The 21601-nt window shown below is 50.4% G+C and carries 22 protein-coding genes, 1 pseudogene and 1 riboswitch; of the genes and pseudogenes, 2 read left to right on the top strand and 21 right to left on the bottom strand.

The features are described from left to right. Positions 1-8 precede the first annotated feature (8 nt). The 5 genes from MNU25_RS06770 to MNU25_RS06750 all read right to left on the bottom strand — a co-directional run bounded on the left by MNU25_RS06770 (position 9) and on the right by MNU25_RS06750 (position 5159). Positions 9-680, bottom strand: a complete 672-nt coding sequence (locus tag MNU25_RS06770; protein WP_306425063.1) for a response regulator transcription factor — start codon at positions 678-680, stop codon at positions 9-11. Beyond that, a complete protein-coding gene (locus tag MNU25_RS06765) occupies positions 680-2215 on the bottom strand; it encodes a sensor histidine kinase (RefSeq protein WP_240984372.1) in 1536 nt (511 codons plus the stop codon). Before MNU25_RS06765 ends, MNU25_RS06770 begins: the two co-directional genes overlap by 1 nt. Positions 2216-2475: 260 nt before the next feature. Beyond that, positions 2476-3498: an ABC transporter substrate-binding protein gene (locus tag MNU25_RS06760; protein ID WP_240984371.1), complete on the bottom strand. Its 1023-nt coding sequence runs from the start codon at positions 3496-3498 to the stop codon at positions 2476-2478. A gap of 90 nt (positions 3499-3588) precedes the next feature. Beyond that, entirely contained in the window at positions 3589-4392 is an 804-nt protein-coding gene (locus tag MNU25_RS06755) for an ABC transporter ATP-binding protein (RefSeq protein WP_240984370.1), read from the bottom strand. Beyond that, positions 4368-5159, bottom strand: coding sequence for an ABC transporter permease (locus tag MNU25_RS06750; protein WP_240984369.1), 792 nt, complete (start codon positions 5157-5159; stop codon positions 4368-4370). Before MNU25_RS06750 ends, MNU25_RS06755 begins: the two co-directional genes overlap by 25 nt. A 730-nt stretch (positions 5160-5889) precedes the next feature. Between MNU25_RS06750 and MNU25_RS06745 the strand changes: the two genes are divergently transcribed. Further along, complete coding sequence (locus MNU25_RS06745; protein ID WP_240984368.1) at positions 5890-6597, top strand: HAD family hydrolase; 708 nt, start codon at positions 5890-5892, stop codon at positions 6595-6597. 424 nt (positions 6598-7021) lie between these two features. On the opposite strand, the gene MNU25_RS06740 is transcribed toward MNU25_RS06745, so the two are convergent. From MNU25_RS06740 to MNU25_RS06675, 14 genes are all read right to left on the bottom strand, one after another. Continuing rightward, positions 7022-7489 (bottom strand): aminotransferase class I/II-fold pyridoxal phosphate-dependent enzyme, encoded by a 468-nt coding sequence (locus tag MNU25_RS06740; protein WP_240984367.1) that lies wholly within the window; start codon positions 7487-7489, stop codon positions 7022-7024. A 117-nt stretch (positions 7490-7606) separates the two neighbouring features. Continuing rightward, complete coding sequence (locus MNU25_RS06735) at positions 7607-8542, bottom strand: DMT family transporter (RefSeq protein ID WP_277350668.1); 936 nt, start codon at positions 8540-8542, stop codon at positions 7607-7609. A 582-nt stretch (positions 8543-9124) separates the two neighbouring features. Continuing rightward, positions 9125-10336 carry an IS256 family transposase gene (locus tag MNU25_RS06730; protein ID WP_240984366.1) on the bottom strand — a complete coding sequence of 404 codons (1212 nt, stop codon included), beginning with the start codon at positions 10334-10336 and terminating at the stop codon, positions 9125-9127. A 325-nt stretch (positions 10337-10661) separates the two neighbouring features. Beyond that, a complete protein-coding gene (locus MNU25_RS06725) occupies positions 10662-10832 on the bottom strand; it encodes a helix-turn-helix domain-containing protein (RefSeq protein ID WP_240984365.1) in 171 nt (56 codons plus the stop codon). 200 nt (positions 10833-11032) lie between these two features. Then, a complete protein-coding gene (locus MNU25_RS20450) occupies positions 11033-11200 on the bottom strand; it encodes a PRD domain-containing protein (protein WP_420838693.1) in 168 nt (55 codons plus the stop codon). Positions 11201-11673: 473 nt separating this feature from the next. Continuing rightward, the gene (locus MNU25_RS06715) at positions 11674-11949 is read right to left on the bottom strand and encodes a hypothetical protein (protein WP_240984363.1); all 276 of its coding nucleotides are present in this window, start codon (positions 11947-11949) and stop codon (positions 11674-11676) included. A gap of 448 nt (positions 11950-12397) precedes the next feature. Then, positions 12398-14038 carry a chaperonin GroEL gene (groL, locus tag MNU25_RS06710; RefSeq protein WP_240984362.1) on the bottom strand — a complete coding sequence of 547 codons (1641 nt, stop codon included), beginning with the start codon at positions 14036-14038 and terminating at the stop codon, positions 12398-12400. 226 nt (positions 14039-14264) lie between these two features. Next, positions 14265-14549, bottom strand: a complete 285-nt coding sequence (groES, locus tag MNU25_RS06705) for a co-chaperone GroES (RefSeq protein WP_047830499.1) — start codon at positions 14547-14549, stop codon at positions 14265-14267. A 439-nt stretch (positions 14550-14988) separates the two neighbouring features. Further along, complete coding sequence (locus tag MNU25_RS06700) at positions 14989-15816, bottom strand: NYN domain-containing protein (RefSeq protein ID WP_240986757.1); 828 nt, start codon at positions 15814-15816, stop codon at positions 14989-14991. A 217-nt stretch (positions 15817-16033) separates the two neighbouring features. Continuing rightward, on the bottom strand, positions 16034-16537 hold the full coding sequence (locus MNU25_RS06695) for a MogA/MoaB family molybdenum cofactor biosynthesis protein (protein ID WP_240984361.1): 504 nt from the start codon (positions 16535-16537) through the stop codon (positions 16034-16036). Then, positions 16537-16971, bottom strand: coding sequence for an MOSC domain-containing protein (locus tag MNU25_RS06690; RefSeq protein ID WP_240986756.1), 435 nt, complete (start codon positions 16969-16971; stop codon positions 16537-16539). Before MNU25_RS06690 ends, MNU25_RS06695 begins: the two co-directional genes overlap by 1 nt. 333 nt (positions 16972-17304) lie before the next feature. Then, positions 17305-17790: a cyclic pyranopterin monophosphate synthase MoaC gene (gene moaC, locus MNU25_RS06685; protein WP_240984360.1), complete on the bottom strand. Its 486-nt coding sequence runs from the start codon at positions 17788-17790 to the stop codon at positions 17305-17307. A gap of 16 nt (positions 17791-17806) precedes the next feature. Next, a complete protein-coding gene (gene moaA / locus MNU25_RS06680; protein WP_240984359.1) occupies positions 17807-18778 on the bottom strand; it encodes a GTP 3',8-cyclase MoaA in 972 nt (323 codons plus the stop codon). Between the two features lie 131 nt (positions 18779-18909). Beyond that, positions 18910-19041: riboswitch (molybdenum cofactor riboswitch) on the bottom strand. A 13-nt stretch (positions 19042-19054) separates the two neighbouring features. Beyond that, the gene (locus MNU25_RS06675; RefSeq protein ID WP_240984358.1) at positions 19055-19393 is read right to left on the bottom strand and encodes a P-II family nitrogen regulator; all 339 of its coding nucleotides are present in this window, start codon (positions 19391-19393) and stop codon (positions 19055-19057) included. 337 nt (positions 19394-19730) lie between these two features. On the opposite strand from MNU25_RS06675, the gene fdhD reads away from it, so the two are divergent. Next, positions 19731-20519, top strand: a complete 789-nt coding sequence (fdhD, locus tag MNU25_RS06670) for a formate dehydrogenase accessory sulfurtransferase FdhD (RefSeq protein ID WP_240984357.1) — start codon at positions 19731-19733, stop codon at positions 20517-20519. On the opposite strand, the gene mobA is transcribed toward fdhD, so the two are convergent. Both mobA and MNU25_RS20095 read right to left on the bottom strand, forming a co-directional pair. Next, on the bottom strand, positions 20516-21139 hold the full coding sequence (mobA, locus tag MNU25_RS06665) for a molybdenum cofactor guanylyltransferase (protein WP_240984356.1): 624 nt from the start codon (positions 21137-21139) through the stop codon (positions 20516-20518). The genes fdhD and mobA overlap by 4 nt on opposite strands. Continuing rightward, positions 21114-21311, bottom strand: a pseudogene (locus MNU25_RS20095) (glutaredoxin family protein); the annotation flags it as partial. The gene mobA and the pseudogene MNU25_RS20095, both read right to left, overlap by 26 nt. Positions 21312-21601: the final 290 nt, after the last annotated feature.

The following is a 21601-nucleotide window of genomic DNA, read 5'->3' as shown; positions in this document are numbered from 1 at the left end:
ATTCTAAATTAGAAGAGATTAGATATATTTAAATCCTCGATCATCTTGACAACCTCTTTTGTTCTGCTGCATCCGAATTTCTTCAACATGCTCTTGATCTGTGTCTTTACGGTAACCAGTTCTACACAGCGAATCTGCGCGATCTCGCCAGGCTTTTTACCTTGAAGTAGGAAACGAACCAATTCACGCTCAGCCGGGGTAAGCTGTGAGATATTGTTGATAAAAAACAGCAGACTGCGCTCCGAACGCCTAAGCCTGGAGTATTCCCTCAGAATCTTAGCCTGAATCTGTCCCTCCATCACAGGTTTACCTGCATAAGCGCGACGAATATGTTCCAATAGATCAGCGTCATATCCCCCCTTTATCACATAATCAACTGCGCCGGTGCCCATAGCGCTAAAAATCATATTTTCGGTCTCGTGGACAGTTAAAAAGATAATGTTCTGATCCGGTTTTTCTTTTAATATTTCTTCCGCAGCCAAGATACCGGCGTTGACTGTTTCCATTTCGATATCCATAAGAAACACGTCGCAAAGAGTCTTCCTGGAGAGTTCTATTATTTCCTGCCCGCTGGCCGCCGTACCAACAACAGTCATGTCATTTTGGCTCTCTACAAGTTCATACAAGTCTTCGCGCAGCAGTTGAAAGTCTTCTGCAATCATGACTCTAATCAATTGCATCACAGCCTTCCCCTTAAACCTTTACTGGCTAAACGGCCTGACTTGTGATATCTCGGTAGCATAACTAAGAAGCTGGTTCCGACATTTGGGGTACTCTCCCAACGCAATGACCCTAAATGGCTCTTTACGATCTGTTTAACATAATAAAGTCCCATCCCCCAATTAGAATTCGTATTTTTACTTGTATAGAAGGGATCAAATATCTTTGTGCGCACGTTCTTAGGGATCCCTATGCCGTTATCTTTTACCTCCAGAACCGTATAAAGCCGCTCCTCATGGACAATCAGCTCTACCCTTCCGTCCGCCTCTCTCCCCGCCACCGCTATGGCATCCTGCGCATTCAGCAGGAGATTATTTACTGCCTCACTCAGGTGGTCGCGGTCGGCTAAGATTGCTACGTCTTTATTCATTGTTATCAATACCGACACGTCCGGATATTTTTGGTGAAAACGGTTCACCGCCGATTCCACAATTTCCCCAACAGGTACTGGTCTCAGAACGATATAATTCGTTTTTATGCTGCGATAAAGTTCTTCCATTCGCAGCAGCATGCCTTCATTTATCTGGCACATCATGTCGGTGTGGGTTCTGAGCACATGAAGATCCGGATTTTCTCCAACGAGGATCTGGTCTATTTTTTTATGAATGACCCTAGCCGATAAAAGTTGATTTTTCATACTATGAACAAATACCGATATCCCCCGGCTTGCTGTATCGAACTTGCGTTGAAGAGACACGTCCACCTTCCCCGCTTCAATATTCAGCTGGGTATAGCCGATCGAATTCCAAAAGCCAAGGGTTACGAACAATATTGTTCCTGTGGAAAGTATAACCCACTCAAAGAGTGTCAAAGCGGGATTGGCGTAAGATAGCCCTGCCGTCCACATGTATTCCGCACTGTATAATTGATAGACCTGAATCGGGTCTTGAAAACAGTACAATACGTACAAAAGGGCCAGGCTGATATAGGACATAAGGACATAGCGAAACTGCTTGCTATAATAGATCATCGTAATACTGATATACTCATAAACTAAGAGGAAAATTGAAACTGCCAGATAGAGAATAATCCAGACCACGGCCGCTTTCATCAATATGCTTTGGAAGACAAACCTATTGCGTGCCAAAACATAGAAAATCCTTGGATAATACAAGATAAGGAACACCAGCGCCGGAACAGCCAAGAAATTAAGACTAACCTTATGCTTCCTAATAAAGGGAATCATAGAATAGTTCATGGCAATAAATAGCAGAAAGGTGGGAAACAGATATCTTCCGACGGCAATTAGATAGCCAAGTCTATCGAGAGTGATGTCCATATATTGGAACCAGGTTTTAATACCGGGGGACATAAAGAGGAATATTTTCTGGGTATCCGATAGCCCTCCGATTTTGGCCGTATAAATAATAATTCCGGAGAACATAGCAATCGAGCTTCCATATAATCCCACAACAAATAGGGAGTTTTCGTCATGCTTGAAAATGACAAACAATATAGCAATAATCGCCAGTATGATCAAAATAATAATCAGCAAGATTAAAAACCACCCATAGACACAAAATAATTACTTTACGGCTACCGAGGAGCAATGTCTCCTTACCGGAACTGCAGACTAAGGGAACATAACAAAAAGCCATGATCGAAATTCAAGAGGAGAGAGGATATAAAACATCCTAACCTCTGTTCTATATCCTCTTGAATACTAAGGAGACGGACAATACCACCACGACCGCCCCTGACCAGTACTAAGCGACGACCATGCCTGTTTCCCCTACCAAGATAAACAATAACGACCTACGCTTTATTATTTGCCTCATATGCGCGCGTCATAATATTGTAAAGTACGTAGTTGTCTACATTAACTGAAGAGGGTATTAGACCTTGCTGCAGAAATACCTGCTCCTGATTCTGATACATTTTCTTCAGGGTACCATCTTTAACTGCATCGAAGACATATTTTGAGGTCAGCCATTTACTCGTATGCGCATCCTGCTGTAGGAGGGAAGGATCCTGCTTAATTTCTGACGCAACCCAGTCGGCAACCTGCTTGATGTGTCCAGCCCGGTAGTCCATGGCCTTATAAAGCCCCTGTACAAATTTTACGAGAACCGTTTGGTGCTTTTGAGCGTAAGCCGGAGTAACTACGAAGCTTGAAGGAAAACTCACCTTATCTTTAAAGGTGGTATCGTTTGCCAGCATAACAATTTTATTACCCATCTTCTGCTTTACTATAAAAGTTGACGGTGACCAAATCGCACAAGCAGCAATATTGCCAGATACCATCGCCGTGACGGCAGACGAAGGATCCATGTTGACAACCGTTACGTCCTTTTCTGTCATGCCTTTGGACGCAAGGGCTAAATCCAGTATTAACTGACTTGAGCTTCCCAGTGATGTCGCTATTTTCTTGCCTCTGAGATCAGATATTGAATTTACACCCTTGTCCTTATTGCCCAAAATCTCGTCCGCAATGCTGAAATCGTCAAGGCAAATAATATCTGCCTTACCTTTTGCCGCAAGGGTATGGGCGCCATTTCCTATCTGCGAAATATCTATATTTCCGCTAGCCATAGCCGCAATCTCGCCAGGTCCGGCAGAAAATTGTACAAGTTGGACATTCAAACCTTCCTGTTTAAAGTAACCCATTTTGATACCGGTTACAAGGGCGCTGGCACTGCCCATATTTGGCATATATCCTACTTTCAATGTTCGTAGCGAGGTCGAATTTGCAGAATTACCTAAATTCGAATTGCCACATCCTGATAACATACCCACCAAAAAAACCAAAGACAAACCCAATCCAACTAACCTTCGCATAGTCTTTCCCCCTTCTCTACTCTACACCATTTACATTCCGGTACTCTACGAGAAATGAAATCTTTATAACCTCCACTCTACTAGGAATTACTACTTCCTTACCGCCAAATACTCCTGATACACGTTTCCCCAAATGTACCTTTTTAGTTCAAGGAATTTCTTGGTCATCTTAGTCTCTTGTGTGCGCGGATAGGTAATGTCTACATCCACCACCTCCTTCACACGTCCAGGACGGGCACTCATGATAACTACCCTTTGCGCAAGAATAATTGCCTCGTCCACGTCGTGCGTAATAAAAAAACAGGTTTTCCGCTCTTCTTCCCAGGTTTTCAGCAGCTCAGACTGAAGCTGAGTCCTGGACTGGGCATCAAGCGCCCCAAAGGGCTCGTCCATTAATAGTACTTTAGGGTTGACGGCGTACGCCCGGGCGATTGCCACGCGTTGTTTCATTCCTCCCGAAAGTTCCTTAGGATAGCTTTCGGCGAACTCCTTTAGATCCACCATATCGAGATATCGCTTTGTAATTCTGTCGATCTCATCTTGTCTAAGGTTTTTTAATTTTAGGCCAAACTCGATGTTTTTCCGAACCGTTAACCAGGGAAACAGCGCATACTGCTGAAAGACAACCCCCCTTTCCGCGCCTGTTCCTTTTACCTCTTTATCATCAACATAGACTTTTCCTTCGGTCGGTTCCTCAAGGCCTGCAATAATATTTAAGAGTGTAGATTTGCCGCAACCTGAGGGTCCAACGACGCAAATGAACTCATTCTCTTCGATATTAAAGTTTACCCCGTTGAGTGCAACAGTTTCCCCATTTCGGCCCGCAAAAACCTTTTTTACATTATCTATTTTAACCTTTGCGCGAACCTTCATGCTACATGGGTTTCCTGCCATCCTGTCAGCCTCCTTTCAAGAAACTTTACAATCTCCTCAAATATTAACCCGATTATGCCTATAATGATAATCCCTAGTAAAACAACTGGCATATCAAAATACTGACCTGCAGACCAAACCATCATTCCCAGGCCACTTGAAGCTCCTGTCATCTCGGCTGCAACCAGTGTTGTGAGCGCCGCCGCCAGACCAAGACGGACTCCAACCAAAATAAACGGTATAGAGGCAGGTACAACGACTTTCAAGAAAATGACTCTATTATTTGCGCCTAATATCTTGGCCGCTTTGATTAGCGTCTCATCCACGTTGCGAACCCCTTGATAAATTGAAACCACCATAACAAGAAACGTGGCGATAAAAATAACAGTGACCTTTGCTCTTTCACCGACGCCAACACCGGCAATTATAAGGGGAATATAGGCAATCGGGGGAATGTTCCGTATAAATTGAATCCATGGCTCAACAAGATTGCGAAAAATTTTGTACCAACCCATTAAAAAGGCTATAGGAATTGCTACAACAAACCCGATTGCAAACCCAGCAAGAACCCTGAACAGGCTTATCCCAATATTAGTCCAAATTGTATGCAACTTCTCTTCCTTGATAAATGCCAAAACAATCTCTTTCGGAGAAGCGAATACAATGGATGTTTTGGGCGTGTCGGCTAATAGTTGCCAAACCATGAATCCCATCACAAGCGAGATGAGTAGCCACACCCAATTGGGTACGTGACTCATCAGGTCGGTCAGTTTCCCTTGTTTTCTCATGCTAACCTCCATTGTGTAGTTTCTCGTAAGTACAATATGAACAGTGACCTCCGTCTCGTATGGGCATCTCCCCCCCAACATGATCGACGGTTTCTTCGAGTTTATAACACCTTTAATCGTCCCCAATCGTCGATGTCTTTCTAATATCAGTTTACTACAAATCTTCAAATCACTGCAGTATGAAATTTATTCATACTCTTCTTACCAGTGGCCCGATTCTGGCCTCGGCTAAGGCGATTCAGTAGGATACCGCCAAGGGTTGATAGTGATAGTAAACGAACGCAAGGCTCTGTAACTAATCTCTGCAGTGACTCCCGCATCCCCAGCCCTTCTGACCGGTCGTTGCCATTAAGCGGAAATTGGAGAACCCATAAAGACCCTTAGAATTATATTCTTGAGCAGATTCCATCGACAAAAAAGGATCTTTGAGAATCGCTAGATGAGCGAAGGTAGCCGGAACGTGGTTTTGAAAAAATCCTTGACAACAAGTGTCACTCCATGGTTTATAATCGTTAGTAACTAAGATCAGAAGATTTTCTTGTAAAGGATGATTTCAGCGCAGAAAGTACCGGTTTGCGTTTTGACGGCGATATTCAGCGGCTTATTGTAAGCCGCTGCCCTACCTCCGGCCGATTCCAAAGCAAAGAAAGTGGTTTCTGCAGCAGAATGAAAGGACTTACTAAGAATGGTTTTATTAAATTGTGGCGCTAGAAGAGTGGAGTGCCACGGAGTGATTTTTGACAAGGATGGCACACTCATAGATTCACTAAAGATATGGCCGGAGCTTATCCGCCACCGTGTAGAAATCTTACAGAGAAAGCTGAACTTCACACCGGAAATAGGCCTCCTGATAGAGCGGGTTATGGGCCTGAAAGAAAATGGCTTAATAACTTTACGCAGTGTAATTGTTATAGGAACCCGGGAACAGACTGCGGCGGCAGTCAACGCTGTCCTTTACCTGTACCTGGGCTTACCCTGGGATATTGGACTGGCGGCAATCCTGGAAGCTTTTGCCGAGGCCGACGTCGAGATGGGCCTGGCGGCCCAGGCCCTACCCGTAGCCGGAACGTTAGAAATGCTTTTCGCTTTACGGAAAGCGGGGATCGCGTTGGCGGTGGCAACCAACGACTCCCTCTTGAGAACAAAGGCTTTGTTGAAAGAGGCCGGAATGGACATCTTTATCTCTGCTTACGCCTGTCGCGACGAAGTCAGGGAAGGCAAGCCGGCCCCGGATCTTTTCTTGCTCGCCTGCGAGCGTTTAGGATTGGAACCCAAAGAATGCCTTGCGGTCGGCGATTCACTGTTGGACGTGAAGATGGGCAACGCCGGAGGGGCAGGGCTTACGGTCGGGGTGCTGACCGGTGCCTCCACGGTTGAGGAGCTGAACGGCCACGCGGATATAATTCTCAAGAGAGTTAGTGAGATACATCCCGCTTAACTTGGCTCAACTTTGTGCTGGCGGCTGGCTCACTTTTTTCTTGCTTGGCATTCGCATTGATGACTCCCCCCAGTCTCGCCCGATGCACACGCCACCTCGGCCTAATCCAATACCGGGGCTGTCGCTTGGGCATTCGAAAACGGGTCTGCTCCTTTCTGACCGCCTCGCGGCGTGTCAGATAACCTAACTCTGGACTGGACGGTTCGAGGGTCCGACTCTCCAGTGAGCCCTCAGAGTATCCTCGGATCTTGGCCTCGTTCCAGTGTAAGGACTGGAACGGGAGGACAACACCTCCACTAAACGAAATGGGGCAGCGAATCGCCCGCTATTGAGGTGAAACCTATTTCCTACCCGGCTGTTCGTACCGCCATGCTTAAGCGCCGAACCCCTTCTTCAATGACGCTGGGGGGCGAACAGGAGAATTTCAAACGCATCTCCGAAGAGACGCGCCCATCCGGATAAAACAGAGCTCCAGGCACATAGAGCACATTTTGCCGCTTAGTAGCCTCCAGATACTCATGGCCACATGCCTAAGTTTGGCCCAGAGGAAAAGCCCGCCTGTGGGAACGACCATCTCCACTTCCTCACCCAACCAACGTTCTAGCGCGTGGATCATCGCGTGCCGCCGAGCACCGTAAACTTCCCTTAGTTTTAGAATATGTTCAGGCAGTAAATTCCTGCTCAGGAATTCACAAACAGCCCGTTGAGTCAAATTGTTGCTATGGAGATCGACTCCCTCTTTGGTCATCTGTAAGTGCCGGGTGATATCTTCATCGGCAATAATGTATCCCAGGCGCAAACCCGGGGCAAGGACCTTAGAAAAAGTGCCCAGGTAGACCACTTTATCGCTCATTTCCAGCAGATTCGGGAGCTTCTCTCCTTCATAGCGCAATTCCCCGTGCGGGACTGCTCGGCGAGTGCGAGTAGGAGCACTCTCCAGGGCATCTCTCATTGTTTTTCAAGCGATAAATCGTATCTTTTTTCATCGGAGTGATCCTCTTTACGTTTTTCATAACTTCGATGTCTTGGCCTTTGTCTGCGGTTTATGTATCAAGTTCGTTTGCGACACCCCACAGACGACTCCGGTCATAACTAGGGTGAAACCAACCCAGTGGTACCAAGCCAGACGTTCCCCCAGAATCACTCCACTGAGAAGGATGCCAAATACCGGTGACATGTTGCCATAAATAGCAGCTCTCCCACTGCCAATCAATTTAATACCGTAAAGGTTAAATAAGTTGGCAAGACCGGTGATGACACCGCCCATATACAATATGAGCAACCATCCGGACCAACCGATGTTCCAGTTTACCCGGGATACATTCCACACACCGAAGGGGCTTAAGAACAACGTCCCCCAAAAAGAAGCGTAAAAGGTCACCACTAACGGAGAAAACCGTTTCATGGCCTCCTGTCCAAAAATGCTAAACAAGGCAGACACCAAGACATTGCCGCAAAGCACCAGTTCGCCATAACTCATGCGAAATCGCAGCAACTCAGTGATTGATCCTTGTGTAAACACGAAGAGTAAGCCCAAAAATGAGGTACCAATCCCGATGACTTCAAGTCGCGACGGTTTAACTTTCCAGCCCACAATCAGCAAAGCATTGGTGGCCGCGGGGAGTGCGGCTGTTATGATCGCGGCATTGGTGGCGGTACTGTTCTTCAAACCTATCAAATAGGTCAGGTAAGCCAGTGTAATACCCATACTGCCGACCAAGGCCAATAAACCCATATCCCTCCATTTCGGCCTGGGAACCTTCCTAATTTGCCAAAAGGCAAAGAAAGAGAGGACCACCATACCGACCCAGCCGCGCAAAGCCGCCAAAACGAACGGGTTGATTCTCTGAGCCATGATTCTTCCTGCTACGAGGTTACCGCCATACATTAATTGTGCCAAGGTTAATACCAGCGCAGCTTTAGCTGTCGGGCCCCACTTTATCATTATAAACGGAATACTCCCTTGCTTTGCACCTGGATGCGATTATACGTTTAGTATAGCACAAAAGCCCGCGAAGTTGCCCGGGGAATGCGCTGAAAAGGCGTTTGAGCCAGCCCTCGTTGATGACAGTGACAGGGTGGGTACGCGCTCAAGCACTATAATCATTTAAACCCTGCGCTTTCAAGCCCGATATTTCTCCAACGTTTAAGGTGGATAAGAAGGATGTCATGACAAGTCTTTTAGGCTTGTTAAAGGTACCATCCGAACGCTCCTCTTTGTAAATATTTAGGATACATCGGGCAAACACTTTAAAAATGTTAATATGGAAGAAAGAACCATGACGGCCTCTTAAAAGGGAATGTAAATTATTTTGTGTAAATGGAATCTTTGCTCAAACGATTTTTGGGTTAGAATATAGCTGGCTCTTGCCAATCTGGGAGGGCAGGGCTCTGCTGGAGAGCAACCTGAGCGCCCAGCTGGTTTCTGCCGGAGGAAATGGGAACTGTCTGTTCGAGGTTTCCCTTTCCAACTCCATTTCCTCACGGGCAGAACCAAGGCGATAAACTCCAGGGGCGAAGCCCCTGACTAGAGGGCACCGCTGAGCCGGTCCCCATATTGTATCGCAAACTGTGAGATACATTCTGCCCAATTTTGAACGGGCATAGTCCATTTCTTCGTGATTTCCATGGTTGCCAGGTAAACGATTTTTCGTAGGGCATCATCCGTGGGAAAAGCCGTTTTCGTTTTCGTGATTTTCCGCAGTTGTCGGTGATAGGCTTCCACTGTATTGGTTGTATAAATCAGCCGGCGGATTTCTCGGGGGAAAGCAAAGTAAGTGGTGAGCTCCAGCCAGTTGTTTTCCCAGGAACGAATTACCAATGGAAATTTCTTACCCCATTTTTCTTTGAACATTTCGAAAGCAAATTCGGCTTCATCCAAAGTCGCCGCTTGGTAAACCTGTTTTAAGTCAGCCATCACCGGCTTTCGATCTTTGAAGGAAATATACTTCATGGAGTTGCGAATCTGATGAATCACGCACAGTTGAATCGATGTTCGGGGAAAAACGCTGTTTATGGCCTCTGAGAAGCCTGTCAGCCCGTCTTTGCTGGCAATTAGGATGTCTTCTACGCCCCGATTCTTTAAGTCGTTGCAGACACTGAGCCAGAAGCTGGCAGTTTCACTTTCGCCAATCCAGATTCCGAGAATATCTTTACGGCCTTGTACATCCAGGCCCAAAACAGAGTAAGCGGCTTTGGTGACAATCCGATTATCTTTGCGAACCTTGAAGTGAATCGCGTCCAGAAAGACGATGGGATAGATACGCTCAAGGGGTCTGCATTGCCATTCTGTGACGAGTGGCATGACCTTGTCCGTGATTTTACTGACCAACTCGGCTGAGACATCAATGCCGTAGATATCGCGCATATGGGCTTCAATATCCCGGGTCGACATGCCTTTGGCATACATCGCGATAATCTGTTGTTCGAGTTCACTGGCGTTTTTCTCGTACTTCTTGATGATGTGTGGTTCAAACTCGCCGTTGCGATCCCGGGGAATCGCCAGTTCTGTTTCACCCATACGTGTTTGAATGGTCTTTCTCGAATATCCATTGCGACTGTTGCCTGAATTGTTGCCCTCAACACTGTGTTTTTCATAACCAAGATGGTCGCTCATCTCGGTTTCCAGAATCTCCTGCAGGGTGCGTCTGAAGAGGTCTTTGAGCGTGTTGTGGACGTCTTCGACGGTCTTACAGTCCTTGGCGACTTCACGGGCTAACCGGTCTTTAACATCTTGCATAAATGATCAACTCCTTATTGGTAGTTTTAACCATTTACACAAAACTTCATACGTCCTCTCTTAAAAGAACATGTTAGCTGGATTCGGTTTGAGTTGTATATACGGTAGCGGTTTAGTACAACGTAATATGAGCCTTACCTGTTGCCGGTCACCGTATTCTGGACTGGAAGTCATTTCGCAATCACTTTATTCTCGACGGAAAGTGTTCTGGTTTCCCAAGAAAAGCTTGAAGAGGGTTGGAATTGACTGACTGACTAATTTTCAATCCAAAATAAATTGACTCTTTTAATCCAGAATAAAGAGACTGATAACACCTTACCCTGTACTAATTATTGACGTTATAACGCTTAACTTTGTTGTACAGTGTACCCAAAGAAATATTTAAAGCCCTGGCTGCCCGTCTTTTGCCTTCCAAGGTTGTCCCATAGCGACTGAGCGCACTGCGCACGAGAAGTTCCTCCATGCGATTCAAGGGCATGACATCAGGATTTTGCAAAAATTGATCCACCCCCTGACCGATCGACTCGGCGAGATGCCTGCGCCCAATGAAAGATTCTGCCGTTAAAATCATCGCCCGCATCAGAGATTGCCGTAGCTCGGCAAAATATGCCCGTCTCTTGAAACACTGCGAGACACTATGCGCTTTTTCTCGGCACGCTCTCCCGGACAAAAACTTAACCGGAGCTCGCGCTCCGGTTAAGTTTCCAAAAGGAACTGGACCATAAAGGCTATTTCACTCTCGGGGACGGATAGGTTAAACGTCTCTTCCAAGAGGCGCAAAGAGTGTACCACCCCGGTCCAGGCCCGGGGATGTCGGTTCCGTATTTCGTCTTGGCCCGGCCAGGACGGACTTTCCTCGCCCACCTGCAGCCGTTCCACCAAAACAGCTCAAATGTACGACCAGATTGATGACATGATGCGGTTTGAGGGTGATGTGCAAGTCCTTTCCCATATCCCGCACAATCTGTTGGGTTATTTTCAAGATTTGTCCCGGATTGAGGAAGCGCAAGTATTGCCCCAAGAGCTGCTCCAGCTCCTGAGGGCTGGGCCCTAAGTCCGCATCCACGGCAGGCAAGTGCAGAAGGTTGAGCAGCCGCTGGCGCCCTTGACCCAGAAACCATTCCTCCAAAGAAATGAACGGCACTCCCGACCAATTCAGATCTATGCGGCCGATCACGACGAGCGGCTTGCCTTTGATTTTGAGAGATTTCAGGCGGGTACCGGGTTCAGTGACTGCAAGCCAGCGGCCCCTCCTCAACAAATCCGTTCAGCAGTGCCACTGTTTCTTCTCGTCCACGAAGGAAATCGATCACAAGAGTGTGTCCAAGGGAAAATCGTTACTGCGCAAACATTTCCCTCCTCCAAGCCTCCGTTTCTTCCCGCAGCTGACGCACCCAAGCGTAAGTGTCTTCACGGCTGGCAAAACCGGGGTAGTCTTTTTCCTCAAAGATGTAGGCTGTTGACAGCAAAGCCTTCTTTTGTTTCAGCCGAAGTAGTTCTTCCTCGGTCGCTTCGATCACAAATTTGCTGCGTTTTCCGGGCCCAACCCGTTTATCCAGTTCTGCCAACAGTTCCACCGGCATTCGGATGGGGGTCATTTTCGTGTTTTCCATAACGCAATCTCCCTTTGTATATACCTTTAATATCATTATATCGTATATGCCTGCCAGATCATAGTTTACACTGGTTACGCCAAAATCCGGTTCCGTCTGAAACGGCCCGAATAGGTAGACGGTGGCCCCGCTTGATCCCCATCCGCGAAAACCAAAGCCAACACGAACCGCCCGGGCTAATTCAGGGCCGTGAGAATCTCGCTTCGGGTCACCGTCACCGTTTTGGTTCCCTCCACACGTCCTTTGGGCTCTATAAAGAAAAGCTAATCCGTGAAAAAGAGGCTTCCCGCAAGTTCAGTGAACTCGTGAGAAACCTCTAAATTTAGTGTGTACCCCTATTGGGTGCTAATTCTTTTATCAGGAAATGTTACCTTTTCGTTACCCGATGGCGTTTCCGGGGGTAGACAAACTCCGAAAGCCGCTTGTATCAAGGGTTTCAGGGCTCTTCTTACATCATGCCGCCCATACCGCCCATGCCGCCCATGCCACCCATGCCGGCGGCGCCGCCGGCGGCTTCTTTCTGCGGCAGATCGGCAACCAGGCACTCTGTGGTCAGAAGCATGGCCGCGATAGAGGAGGCATTTTGCAGAGCGGAACGGGCGACCTTGGCAGGATCGACGATTCCGGCCGCGATCATGTCTTCGTAAGCTTCGGTCACTGCGTTAAACCCAATCCCTTTGCCCGAGGACAGGACCTTTTCGACCACGACGGACCCTTCCTTGCCGGCATTGTTGGCAATTTGACGCAGGGGTTCTTCCAGGGCCCGGCGGACGATGTTCGAACCGGTCAGCTCATCGCCCGTAAGGTTCAGTTTATCGAGCGAAGGTATAGCATCCGTCAAAGCGGTGCCGCCGCCGGCGACAATCCCTTCTTCAACAGCCGCCCGGGTGGCAGCCAGCGCGTCTTCAATGCGCAGTTTCTTCTCTTTCATTTCCGTCTCAGTGGCGGCGCCGACCTGGATAACGGCAACCCCGCCGGCCAATTTAGCCAGGCGCTCTTGCAGTTTCTCCCGATCGAAGTCAGATGTCGTCTCTTCGATTTGCTTCTTCAGCGCTTCCACCCGTTTTTTGATTTCCGCGGTCTGCCCCGAACCTTCCACGATCGTGGTCTCTTCCTTGGTCACCCGGACTTGGCGGGCGCGGCCGAGCATATCCAGTGTCGTATTGTCGAGTTTGAGGCCCAGATCTTCCGTGATCACGGTTCCTCCCGTCAGGACGGCAATATCTTCGAGCATAGCCTTGCGGCGGTCACCAAATCCGGGGGCTTTCACGCCGACAGCCGTAAAGGTTCCCCGCAGCTTATTGACCACCAATGTGGCCAGAGCTTCACCTTCAATGTCTTCCGCAATGATTAAGAGCTGGCGCCCGGCTTGCACCACTTTCTCCAAGATCGGGAGAATATCGGCAATGGCGCTGACTTTCTTGTCCGTGATCAGGATGTAGGGATCATTCAGAACCGCTTCCATCTTGTCCGTATCCGTAATCATATAGGGAGAGATATAACCCCGGTCGAACTGCATCCCTTCCACGACTTCCAGTTCGGTGGTCATCCCTTTGGCTTCCTCCACCGTGATTACACCGTCTTTGCCAACCTTCTCCATGGCTTCCGCGATCAGTTGGCCTATGTTCTTGTCACTGGCCGAGATGGAAGCAACCTGGGCGATAGCGTCTTTCCCTTCAATCGTTTTGGAAATGGCTTTCAGCTCAGCTACCACGGCGTCCACCGCCTGCTCAATCCCTCTCTTGATTCCCATGGGATTGGCGCCTGCGGCTACGTTCTTCAGGCCCTCACGGATAATGGCTTGAGCCAGGACCGTCGCGGTCGTGGTTCCGTCGCCGGCGACATCATTGGTCTTTGTTGCCACTTCTTTAACCAGCTGAGCCCCCATATTTTCGAAAGGATCTTCCAATTCGATTTCGCGGGCAATAGTAACCCCATCGTTCGTAATTAAAGGGGAGCCGAATTTCTTGTCCAGAACGACATTACGCCCTTTCGGTCCTAAGGTCACTCTGACCGCCTCGGCCAAAGCATTGACTCCGCGCTCAAGAGCATGCCGAGCCTCTTCGTTAAAAACGATTTGTTTTGCCACCTTCTGTTCCTCCTTGCCAAAATATCCTTAAAATAATCCACTGGCTTAAGTTTAACCCACCATGGAATTAACCCACCATGGAGTTTAACCCATCGTCAAATCTAACCCACCATGAAATCTAAATCTAAACCATTCAGATTCAACCGTAATTTTAACGCATCTGAAACTTTGAATTCGACCCTCTGGCCTAATCCCCTATAATCTAAAAGTCTTAAAGTTTAAAAGTCTAGCCCACGATGGCCAGAATATCGGACTCTTTCAGAATGAGATACTCGTCGCCGTCGTACTTGACTTCAGTGCCTGCATACTTCGAATAGATAACGCGATCACCGACTTTGACATCAAGGGCTATCCTTTCGCCCTTCTCCATCTTGCCGGGGCCAACCGCCACGACCTCTCCCTCTTGGGGTTTTTCCTTGGCCGTGTCCGGCATGATGATCCCACTCTTCGTCTTTTCCTCCAGGGGTAGCGCCTTAATGACGACCCTGTCTCCGAGAGGTTGGATATTCATCACCAGAAAGTCCCTCCTTATGGTTTCTTTAACGTGTTTGTTAGCACTCGCTTTTATTGAGTGCTAACACCTAGCTATATAATATGCAAGGGGCAATGGGAAAGCAAACTTCGCCACGGGTTGATATCCGGTCTTAAGAACAATTATGTCACCCGATCTTCCTCAATCTCACCTTGGCTCCTGATTGCACAGCAAGCCCCTCGGGCCCCCCGCGGGGCTCTAGTACCTAGGATTGCCAAAGCCAGTGCTAATTATTCACTATCATCCATCACACCGGGACAAAACTTTCCCGGCTTTCTTCAGCCGCAAACCCGTCCGGCAAAAATATGTGACACTCGACCAGGCTCGCCCAAGAGACACGTGGACTGTCCGGTCACCCAAGCCCCTTTTCGTAAAAAAAGCTCGGCTTATGCTGCGATTGATCCGTTGGAGCACCGCCTCAGTGGCCCGATGTCAATTTTTCCTGTTTACGACGAACCTCTTCCCAATCCTGGCCCAGGGTTTCTTTCACCCGCGGATCATCCAGGGTGAGAACGTAGATTTTCGTCCGCCCGATCTTTAAACTGCTATCCGGGTATTCGCGTTCCTGGACGACCTTTTCGCGTAAAGCATAACGGATGAGTTCCTTAACCCGGGGCATGGAACGGCCCAATTCTTGGCTCAAGGCAGCCCTTGCCCTAGTGGAGGCCACGTAAGCCAAGCGCAGCTGCAACCGGCCCAGGACTTGGATTGCCCTGCCGAGATCTGCCGTGTAGTCGTAGTCTGACCCCGGTGCATCTTGCAAAAGCTGCTTAAGCACATCTAAGTTTTCGCAGTAGGGTTGGAGTGCGTGATGGACGCTGCCGTCAACCCCGACGACCTTAACCTGTTTGCCCCAGGCCCTTATTTTGCGCACGAGCGGGAGGAAATCACCATCTCCCGTGAACAAGAGAAACACATCAAACGTCTCCGGCCGGGTCAGAAGGATTTCCTGAGCCTCCAGCATCAGTTCGGAGTCGGCGGCGTTCCGGCGCAAGTCAGTATGAGTGTAGTTGTTCTTGCCAAAGACATGCCGGGTAAACACATCCGTTTTTTCAAAAAGGGTCTGTGTCCGCCAAAATTCTTCCCGATCGAAGTTAGCATAAAGGAAAATAGCCGACATATCCGCATTTATTTGAACCGCGTAGTGCTGGAGCAAAGAAACCAGACGTTCGGGAGTTAGTTCATACCCCCGTTCCAATAAACTGAGCCAAATATTTTCATAGTCGACAAACGCTATCGCCCTCAAATCTTTCACCTCACACCCCGCTTGTCTCTGCTACAGTATACGCGCAAGCTTGGCAAGGGTGAACAAGGGTAGGAACGAAACGCCGAAATTCATCGTTAGTAAAAAGATCTCACACTAACCCCGAGGGTACTCTGAAGCGGCTCCCTGCACCGCCGATAACCGTATCGCAAAGGGGCCCCGAACTGCCACCGCTGACCGTGCCGCGGCCGGGTTCTCTTCACCCTTGTACAGGACCCGCGGCACATTCACCCGCTTCCCCTTTCAGAATCTCAATACCATGCGGCAAAGCCGGAGCAATAGCGGCCCAACACTCGCGCACAGCCTTCGGGCTGCCTGGCATATTGATAATTAAGGTTTGCTTGCGCAAGACGGAAACGGCCCGGCTCAGCATAGCCTTCGGCGTGGCTTTAAGGCTTTCCGCGCGCATAACTTCGGCTATGCCGGGCACTATTCTGTCCGCGATCTCCAGGGTGGCTTCCGGCGTCACATCCCGAAGAGCAAAGCCGGTTCCGCCAGTCGTCAAAATCAGATCCAACCCCAGCTCGTCCGCCCAGGTACGCATAGTGGCCGCCAGCTGAGTCCGCTCGTCCGGCAGCACGGCATATTCCACGACCTCAGCCCCGATCTCCCGCACGAGTTCACGCAACGCGGCCCCAGACAAATCTTCCCTCTCCCCGCGCGAACCCTTGTCGGACGCGGTAATGATTCCGACTCTGAACATTAAGGCATCACCTCGATTTCATCGCCGACAGAGATCGGCCCGCCCGTGAGCACGCGGACGAAGATACCCTCCTTCGGCATGACGCAGTCCCCGGCCTGATAGTAGATGGCGCACTTACTGTGGCACTCTTTTCCAATCTGTGTCACCTCAGCCAGGCCCTGGGGACCGAGGCGCAGCTTGGTGCCGATCGGCAGGCTGACCAAATCAATTCCCTCCGTGGTCAGATTCTCGGCGAAGTCCCCCGGCCCGACTTGTAAACCCAAATCCCGCATTTTGCGGATGCTTTCCAAAGCCAAGAGGCTCACCTGCCGGTGCCAAGCACCGGCGTGGGCATCCCCCTCGAGACCGTAATTCGCCTTCAGCAGGGCGGTGCCGACGTTCTTCTTGCGCATTCCTTTCCGTTCACTGCTGCATACGGCTACTATTTTAGCCATCATCTATCCGCTCCCATCGTTTTTCATCCGATCCCGCGCCTCCGGCCTCGGGCGTTCGGCGGACCCCTGTTTAGTCGCGTGTTCGCCTGTGTTTAACCGAGGCTCCACAAGCCAAGCGAACCGTCCGAGTCGGGGAGCGCCCGCGCACGCAGGCAGGCGGTGCAGTGTTAAGCCGCGCCAACAGGGTCAGTCTGCCACAGCGCGGACTCACGCCATTGCACCCAACACCCTGAACAGTCAACCACCCCGGTGGCGCGCCGGAGTCACAGAGGCGCTTCTGTCTCGACGTCTGCCGAAGACTCGGGCGCCGGTCTGTCATACCCGCCGGGGCTCCTATTCCTGGGCTTCCGGGTTGCGCCGAAAATGGCCGCTCTTGCCGCCGGCTTTTTCCATCAGACGAATATCGCTCATCACCATCGTTTTGTCAATGGCTTTGCACATATCATAAATGGTCAGAGCCGCGACACTCACAGCTGTCAGAGCTTCCATCTCCACCCCTGTTTTGCCGGTCACTTTGACCGTCGCCCCGATCTCGACAATGCCCGGTTCCTCCAGCGCAAAATCCAGCTTGGCACTCGTTATGGCCAGGGGATGACACATGGGAATCAAAGCCGACGTGCGCTTAGCCGCCATAATCCCGGCCACCTGAGCTACTGCCAGGACATCACCCTTTTCAATCCCGCCGCTTTTGATCCTTTCCCAGGTGCCCGTCTCCATCCGCACCCTCCCTTTGGCCAGAGCGAACCGCGCCGTTTCCGCCTTCTCGCTGACATCCACCATGCGGGCCCGTCCTTCCGAATCAAAATGGGTCAAATCCATCTTTGTCCTCCAATCTTTAGCCTCCGATCTGCGACATGTAGCGCTTGTCCTGCCACGCCTGTTCGTTCATGTGGTGTTCGGCCGGTTTGCTCCAGACGGCGCGCGCGAAAATGTCCAACAATTCGGCGTCCGATTTGCCGGAACGCAGGGCTGAAAGCAGGTCCACTTCATAACTGCTGTGCAGGCAGGGCCTCAATTTCCCATCCGCAGTCAAACGCACCCTGTTACAGGTGTGGCAAAAATGCCGGCTGAGAGCACTGATAAACCCGATGCTCCCTTGGAATCCCGCGGGCCGCAAGTATTCTGCCGGTCCTCCCCCGGCAACATCTTGAGCCTGGGGCGCTTTTGCCAATCCCAGAAGTTGGATCATCTCGTCAATGGGAACGAAGTCGTTCCGCCGTTCGGAGCCGGTGCCAATCGGCATCAGTTCGATAAAACGCACGTTCAGCGGATAGTTTTCGGCCAGGTCCAAAAAGCGCGGCAATTCGTCCAGGTTGAGACTGCGCACAACGACAACGTTGAGCTTGACCGGCTCAAGTCCGGCTTCGAGAGAACGAAAGACTCCTTGGAGCGCTTGGCGGACATCCCCGCCGCGCGTGATCTCCTTGTAACGCAGCGGGTCCAACGTGTCCAGGCTGATATTCACCCGGTTAACGCCGGCCGCTTTGAGTGCAAACGCCGTCTCCGGCAAGAATATTCCGTTGGTCGTGAGCATTAGATCCTCGACTCCGGGCAGATGGGACGCCTGCTCCAGGAACTCTACGATTCCTTTACGCACGAGGGGTTCACCCCCTGTCACCCGAAAACGCCTAAAGCCCAAATGCGTACTGACAGCCATCAGGCGCAGAATTTCTTCAAAGGACAAAATCCTCTCATGCGGAATCCAAGGTATCCCTTCTGCCGGCATACAGTATTGACAGCGTAAATTGCAGCGGTCCGTTACCGAAATACGCAGGTATTCAATTTTCCTTTGATATTGGTCCTGCATCCCACATTCCCCCTTGCCCGGTGCCCAGATCATTTCCCATTTTGCTGCAAAAAGAACGGAAGTGAACTCGTTCAGTGGGAGCCTCACGATTGGATGAACAAAAAACCCGCGGTCTGAAATACCGCGGGTCTTCCGCCTTGTATACAGACTCCTTTCCCACAGGAGATAGCGCCGTTTCCAACACTACCCGAGTACCCGCCGGCACTTGCCTGGTCACCATAGTTCTACACCGTAGGATTCCAGTTTTGGAGCAAACTATTTGCGATTATCTTGCTTTCAGAGAGCCTCCTCATCCCTCACTCCATTTCGAATTTGAATCACTTGCTCAACCGGGCTGATGAAGATTTTCCCATCCCCCACTTCTCCGGTGCGCGCCGCCCTAAGAAAAGTTTCTACAACCTGAGCCACCTGAGCGTCCGCCACGACCGTTTCCACTTTGACCTTGGGCAGGAGGCGCACCCGGATTTCTTTACCCCGGTAAAGTTCGGCATAACCCTTCTGTTTGCCGTGACCCATGACCTGTGACACCGTCAGACCGCTGACTCCGCAATGTTCCAACTCGTCCAGCAGGCTTTCCAGTTTACCGGGACGGATAATTCCCTCAATTTTCTTCACGCTCGGCACCCCATCTTCCCAACTACCCCGACCGCTCACCGACTGACTGGAGGTGACTGTTCAGGTCCGGATCCCCAGGCCTTGAATACTGAACCTTCCCCTGGCTAAAGCCAGGTTCAGGACAGGGGCATGCGGCTAAGCCTTTTAATCATAGCCAGAGACTTTTATCCACCCGTGAGACTCCCACTTCTACAAGTGGGAGTGGTTCCCCCGTTGCTTCGGTGGGGGTAGACTCCCCCAGCGACGTCTCGATGTTCAACTTAAGCTGAACGAGTTCACTATACCTGCTTTTTATTGTACAATATAACTTGAAAAAATACTAATTTTAGGAGGGTAAATGTCTGAAACTGTCATGGTCCCAATCATCAGAGCCAATGGGGCGAAAGCCGAAGAAACCGAAGATGCGGTCGTCCTGGAAACCCCTCTAACCCTTTATTTCAACAATGAGGAAATAGTGACCCTGCTCTGTTCCCCCGCCCAAATCGAGGAGTTGGCTCTGGGCTTTCTGCTCAGCGAGGGGTTTATCCGCGAGTTCGATGATCTGATTGCCATTGCCTACGATCCCTGGGACAAAGCGGTTTTCGTCAAGGGAAAAAACCGCGCTCCGGAAGAAGAAGTGATGAGCAAACGCTTTCTCTCCGCCTGTTGCGGCAAGAGCCGGGCCTCCTTCGCTTTCGCCAACGATGCCAGACTGGCAAAGCCCCAGGCCTCCGCCGCTGTCATTTCCTTGGCAGACGCTCATGCTTATGCCGCCCATCTGCAAACTCAGCCGCTCTTCCGAGCCACTGGGGGAGTTCATAACGGCGGTTTGGCTTTTCGGGGCCGAATCCTGTTTACTAGCTATGACATCGGCCGCCACAACGTTTTCGACAAACTGTTCGGTCAAGCCTTCCGGGCCAAAATCGACTTGGCGGACCATGTGATCTTTTTCAGCGGCCGGGTCTCCTCCGAAATTCTCCTGAAAGTGGCGAAGATGAATCTTCCCATTCTTGTGGCGCGTTCCGCCCCCACCGATTTGGCACTGACTCTGGCCCGCGATTTAAACATCACGGTGATCGGTTTTGCCCGCAATGAGCATTTGAATATCTACACCGCTCCCCAGCGCATCATCACCGCTGCCACCTAGTTCCCCACCAGGGCCGCCCATTCCTCGGGAGTGTTGACATTGGCCAACATCTTGGCTGCGTCGCCGAAAGCCTGGAGCTCCTCTGCCAGAACATACCGCACCCGGCAAGAGGAATAAAAGGCGATGATCTTATACCGGCCCGCCCGCAGATTTTCCTCCATCGCCGGCAGGCAGCTCTTCCGGTAAAAAGCGTGCAAAGGATGAACTACTTCGCCCGCCCGGGGCACGACAATTTCGTAGCCCGGCAGACTCCGCCAAAGATAGCGAATCAGCTCCTCCCGAACAAAGGGCATATCGCAGGCAGTAAAAAAAGCGGCGTCAAAACGGGCGGCCCCCAGGCCCGCGGCCAGGCCCGCCAAAGGACCCTTCCCCGAGACTTGATCCTGAACGACCCGGACCCCATAAGCCTGATAAAGGGCGGGCTCATTGCTGCTGATCAGTACTTCTTCGAAAACAGAACTCAAAACGGCCAGACTTCGTTCGACCAGCGGTTTACCCCCGAATTCCAAAAACGCTTTGTTACGCCCCATTCGCGAATTAGTTCCGCCCGCCAAGAAGATTCCCGTGGCAGGCAGAGGGAACGCTTGGCTCCCTTCAAGATCCGGCCTGGTAATTCTCAAACGCCTCCTCATATTCCCGGCTGGAGAAGCCCACCAGCACCCTGTCGCCCACCCGGGTCACCGGCACCGTCAGGGCGTCCGTCAGCGCTTGCATCTCTTTCCTGACTTTCGGAAAGATAATGTTCTTTTCCGTCCATGATATTCCTCGAGACTCGAAGAACCGCCTGGCCCGCGTACAGTGCGGTCAGAGCGGCAAGATATACATGGTAACACCCTTTGTTGGCTCCACTGACCTGCCCCCTTCCGGATTCGCCTTTTCCTCTGCCATACTCGACTCTTTGCTCACTTTACATCCGTACTTTAAAAGCTGCGGAAAAGCTTCGGTAGGCCTTTCCTTTCCTTTCCTCTACTCTACTTTCCTTTACTCTGCTTTACTTCACTCTGCTTTACTTCACTCTGCTTTACTTCACTCTGCTTTACTTCACTCTGCTTTACTTTACTATACTCTATTCTTCCCCTATT

Origin of the sequence: Acididesulfobacillus acetoxydans (assembly GCF_902729405.1) — a bacterium.
Lineage (GTDB): Bacteria > Bacillota > Desulfitobacteriia > Desulfitobacteriales > Desulfitobacteriaceae > Acididesulfobacillus > Acididesulfobacillus acetoxydans.
Note: the sequence above shows the minus strand (reverse complement) of the source record. Positions and strands in the feature narration are given on the sequence as shown.

What these genes read in the sequence shown, in the direction of transcription:
- MNU25_RS06750 (WP_240984369.1), bottom strand. Translation starts at nt 5,159, where the DNA reads ATGAGAAAACAAGGGAAACTGACCGACCTGATGAGTCACGTACCCAAT.
- MNU25_RS06735 (WP_277350668.1), bottom strand. Translation starts at nt 8,542, where the DNA reads ATGATAAAGTGGGGCCCGACAGCTAAAGCTGCGCTGGTATTAACCTTG.
- MNU25_RS06730 (WP_240984366.1), bottom strand. Translation starts at nt 10,336, where the DNA reads ATGCAAGATGTTAAAGACCGGTTAGCCCGTGAAGTCGCCAAGGACTGT.
- MNU25_RS06690 (WP_240986756.1), bottom strand. Translation starts at nt 16,971, where the DNA reads ATGGCTAAAATAGTAGCCGTATGCAGCAGTGAACGGAAAGGAATGCGC.
- moaC (WP_240984360.1), bottom strand. Translation starts at nt 17,790, where the DNA reads ATGGATTTGACCCATTTTGATTCGGAAGGACGGGCCCGCATGGTGGAT.
- fdhD (WP_240984357.1), top strand. Translation starts at nt 19,731, where the DNA reads ATGTCTGAAACTGTCATGGTCCCAATCATCAGAGCCAATGGGGCGAAA.
- MNU25_RS06695 (WP_240984361.1), bottom strand. Translation starts at nt 16,537, where the DNA reads ATGTTCAGAGTCGGAATCATTACCGCGTCCGACAAGGGTTCGCGCGGG.
- MNU25_RS06715 (WP_240984363.1), bottom strand. Translation starts at nt 11,949, where the DNA reads ATGGAAAACACGAAAATGACCCCCATCCGAATGCCGGTGGAACTGTTG.
- moaA (WP_240984359.1), bottom strand. Translation starts at nt 18,778, where the DNA reads ATGCAGGACCAATATCAAAGGAAAATTGAATACCTGCGTATTTCGGTA.
- groES (WP_047830499.1), bottom strand. Translation starts at nt 14,549, where the DNA reads ATGAATATCCAACCTCTCGGAGACAGGGTCGTCATTAAGGCGCTACCC.
- MNU25_RS06760 (WP_240984371.1), bottom strand. Translation starts at nt 3,498, where the DNA reads ATGCGAAGGTTAGTTGGATTGGGTTTGTCTTTGGTTTTTTTGGTGGGT.
- MNU25_RS06755 (WP_240984370.1), bottom strand. Translation starts at nt 4,392, where the DNA reads ATGGCAGGAAACCCATGTAGCATGAAGGTTCGCGCAAAGGTTAAAATA.
- MNU25_RS06770 (WP_306425063.1), bottom strand. Translation starts at nt 680, where the DNA reads ATGCAATTGATTAGAGTCATGATTGCAGAAGACTTTCAACTGCTGCGC.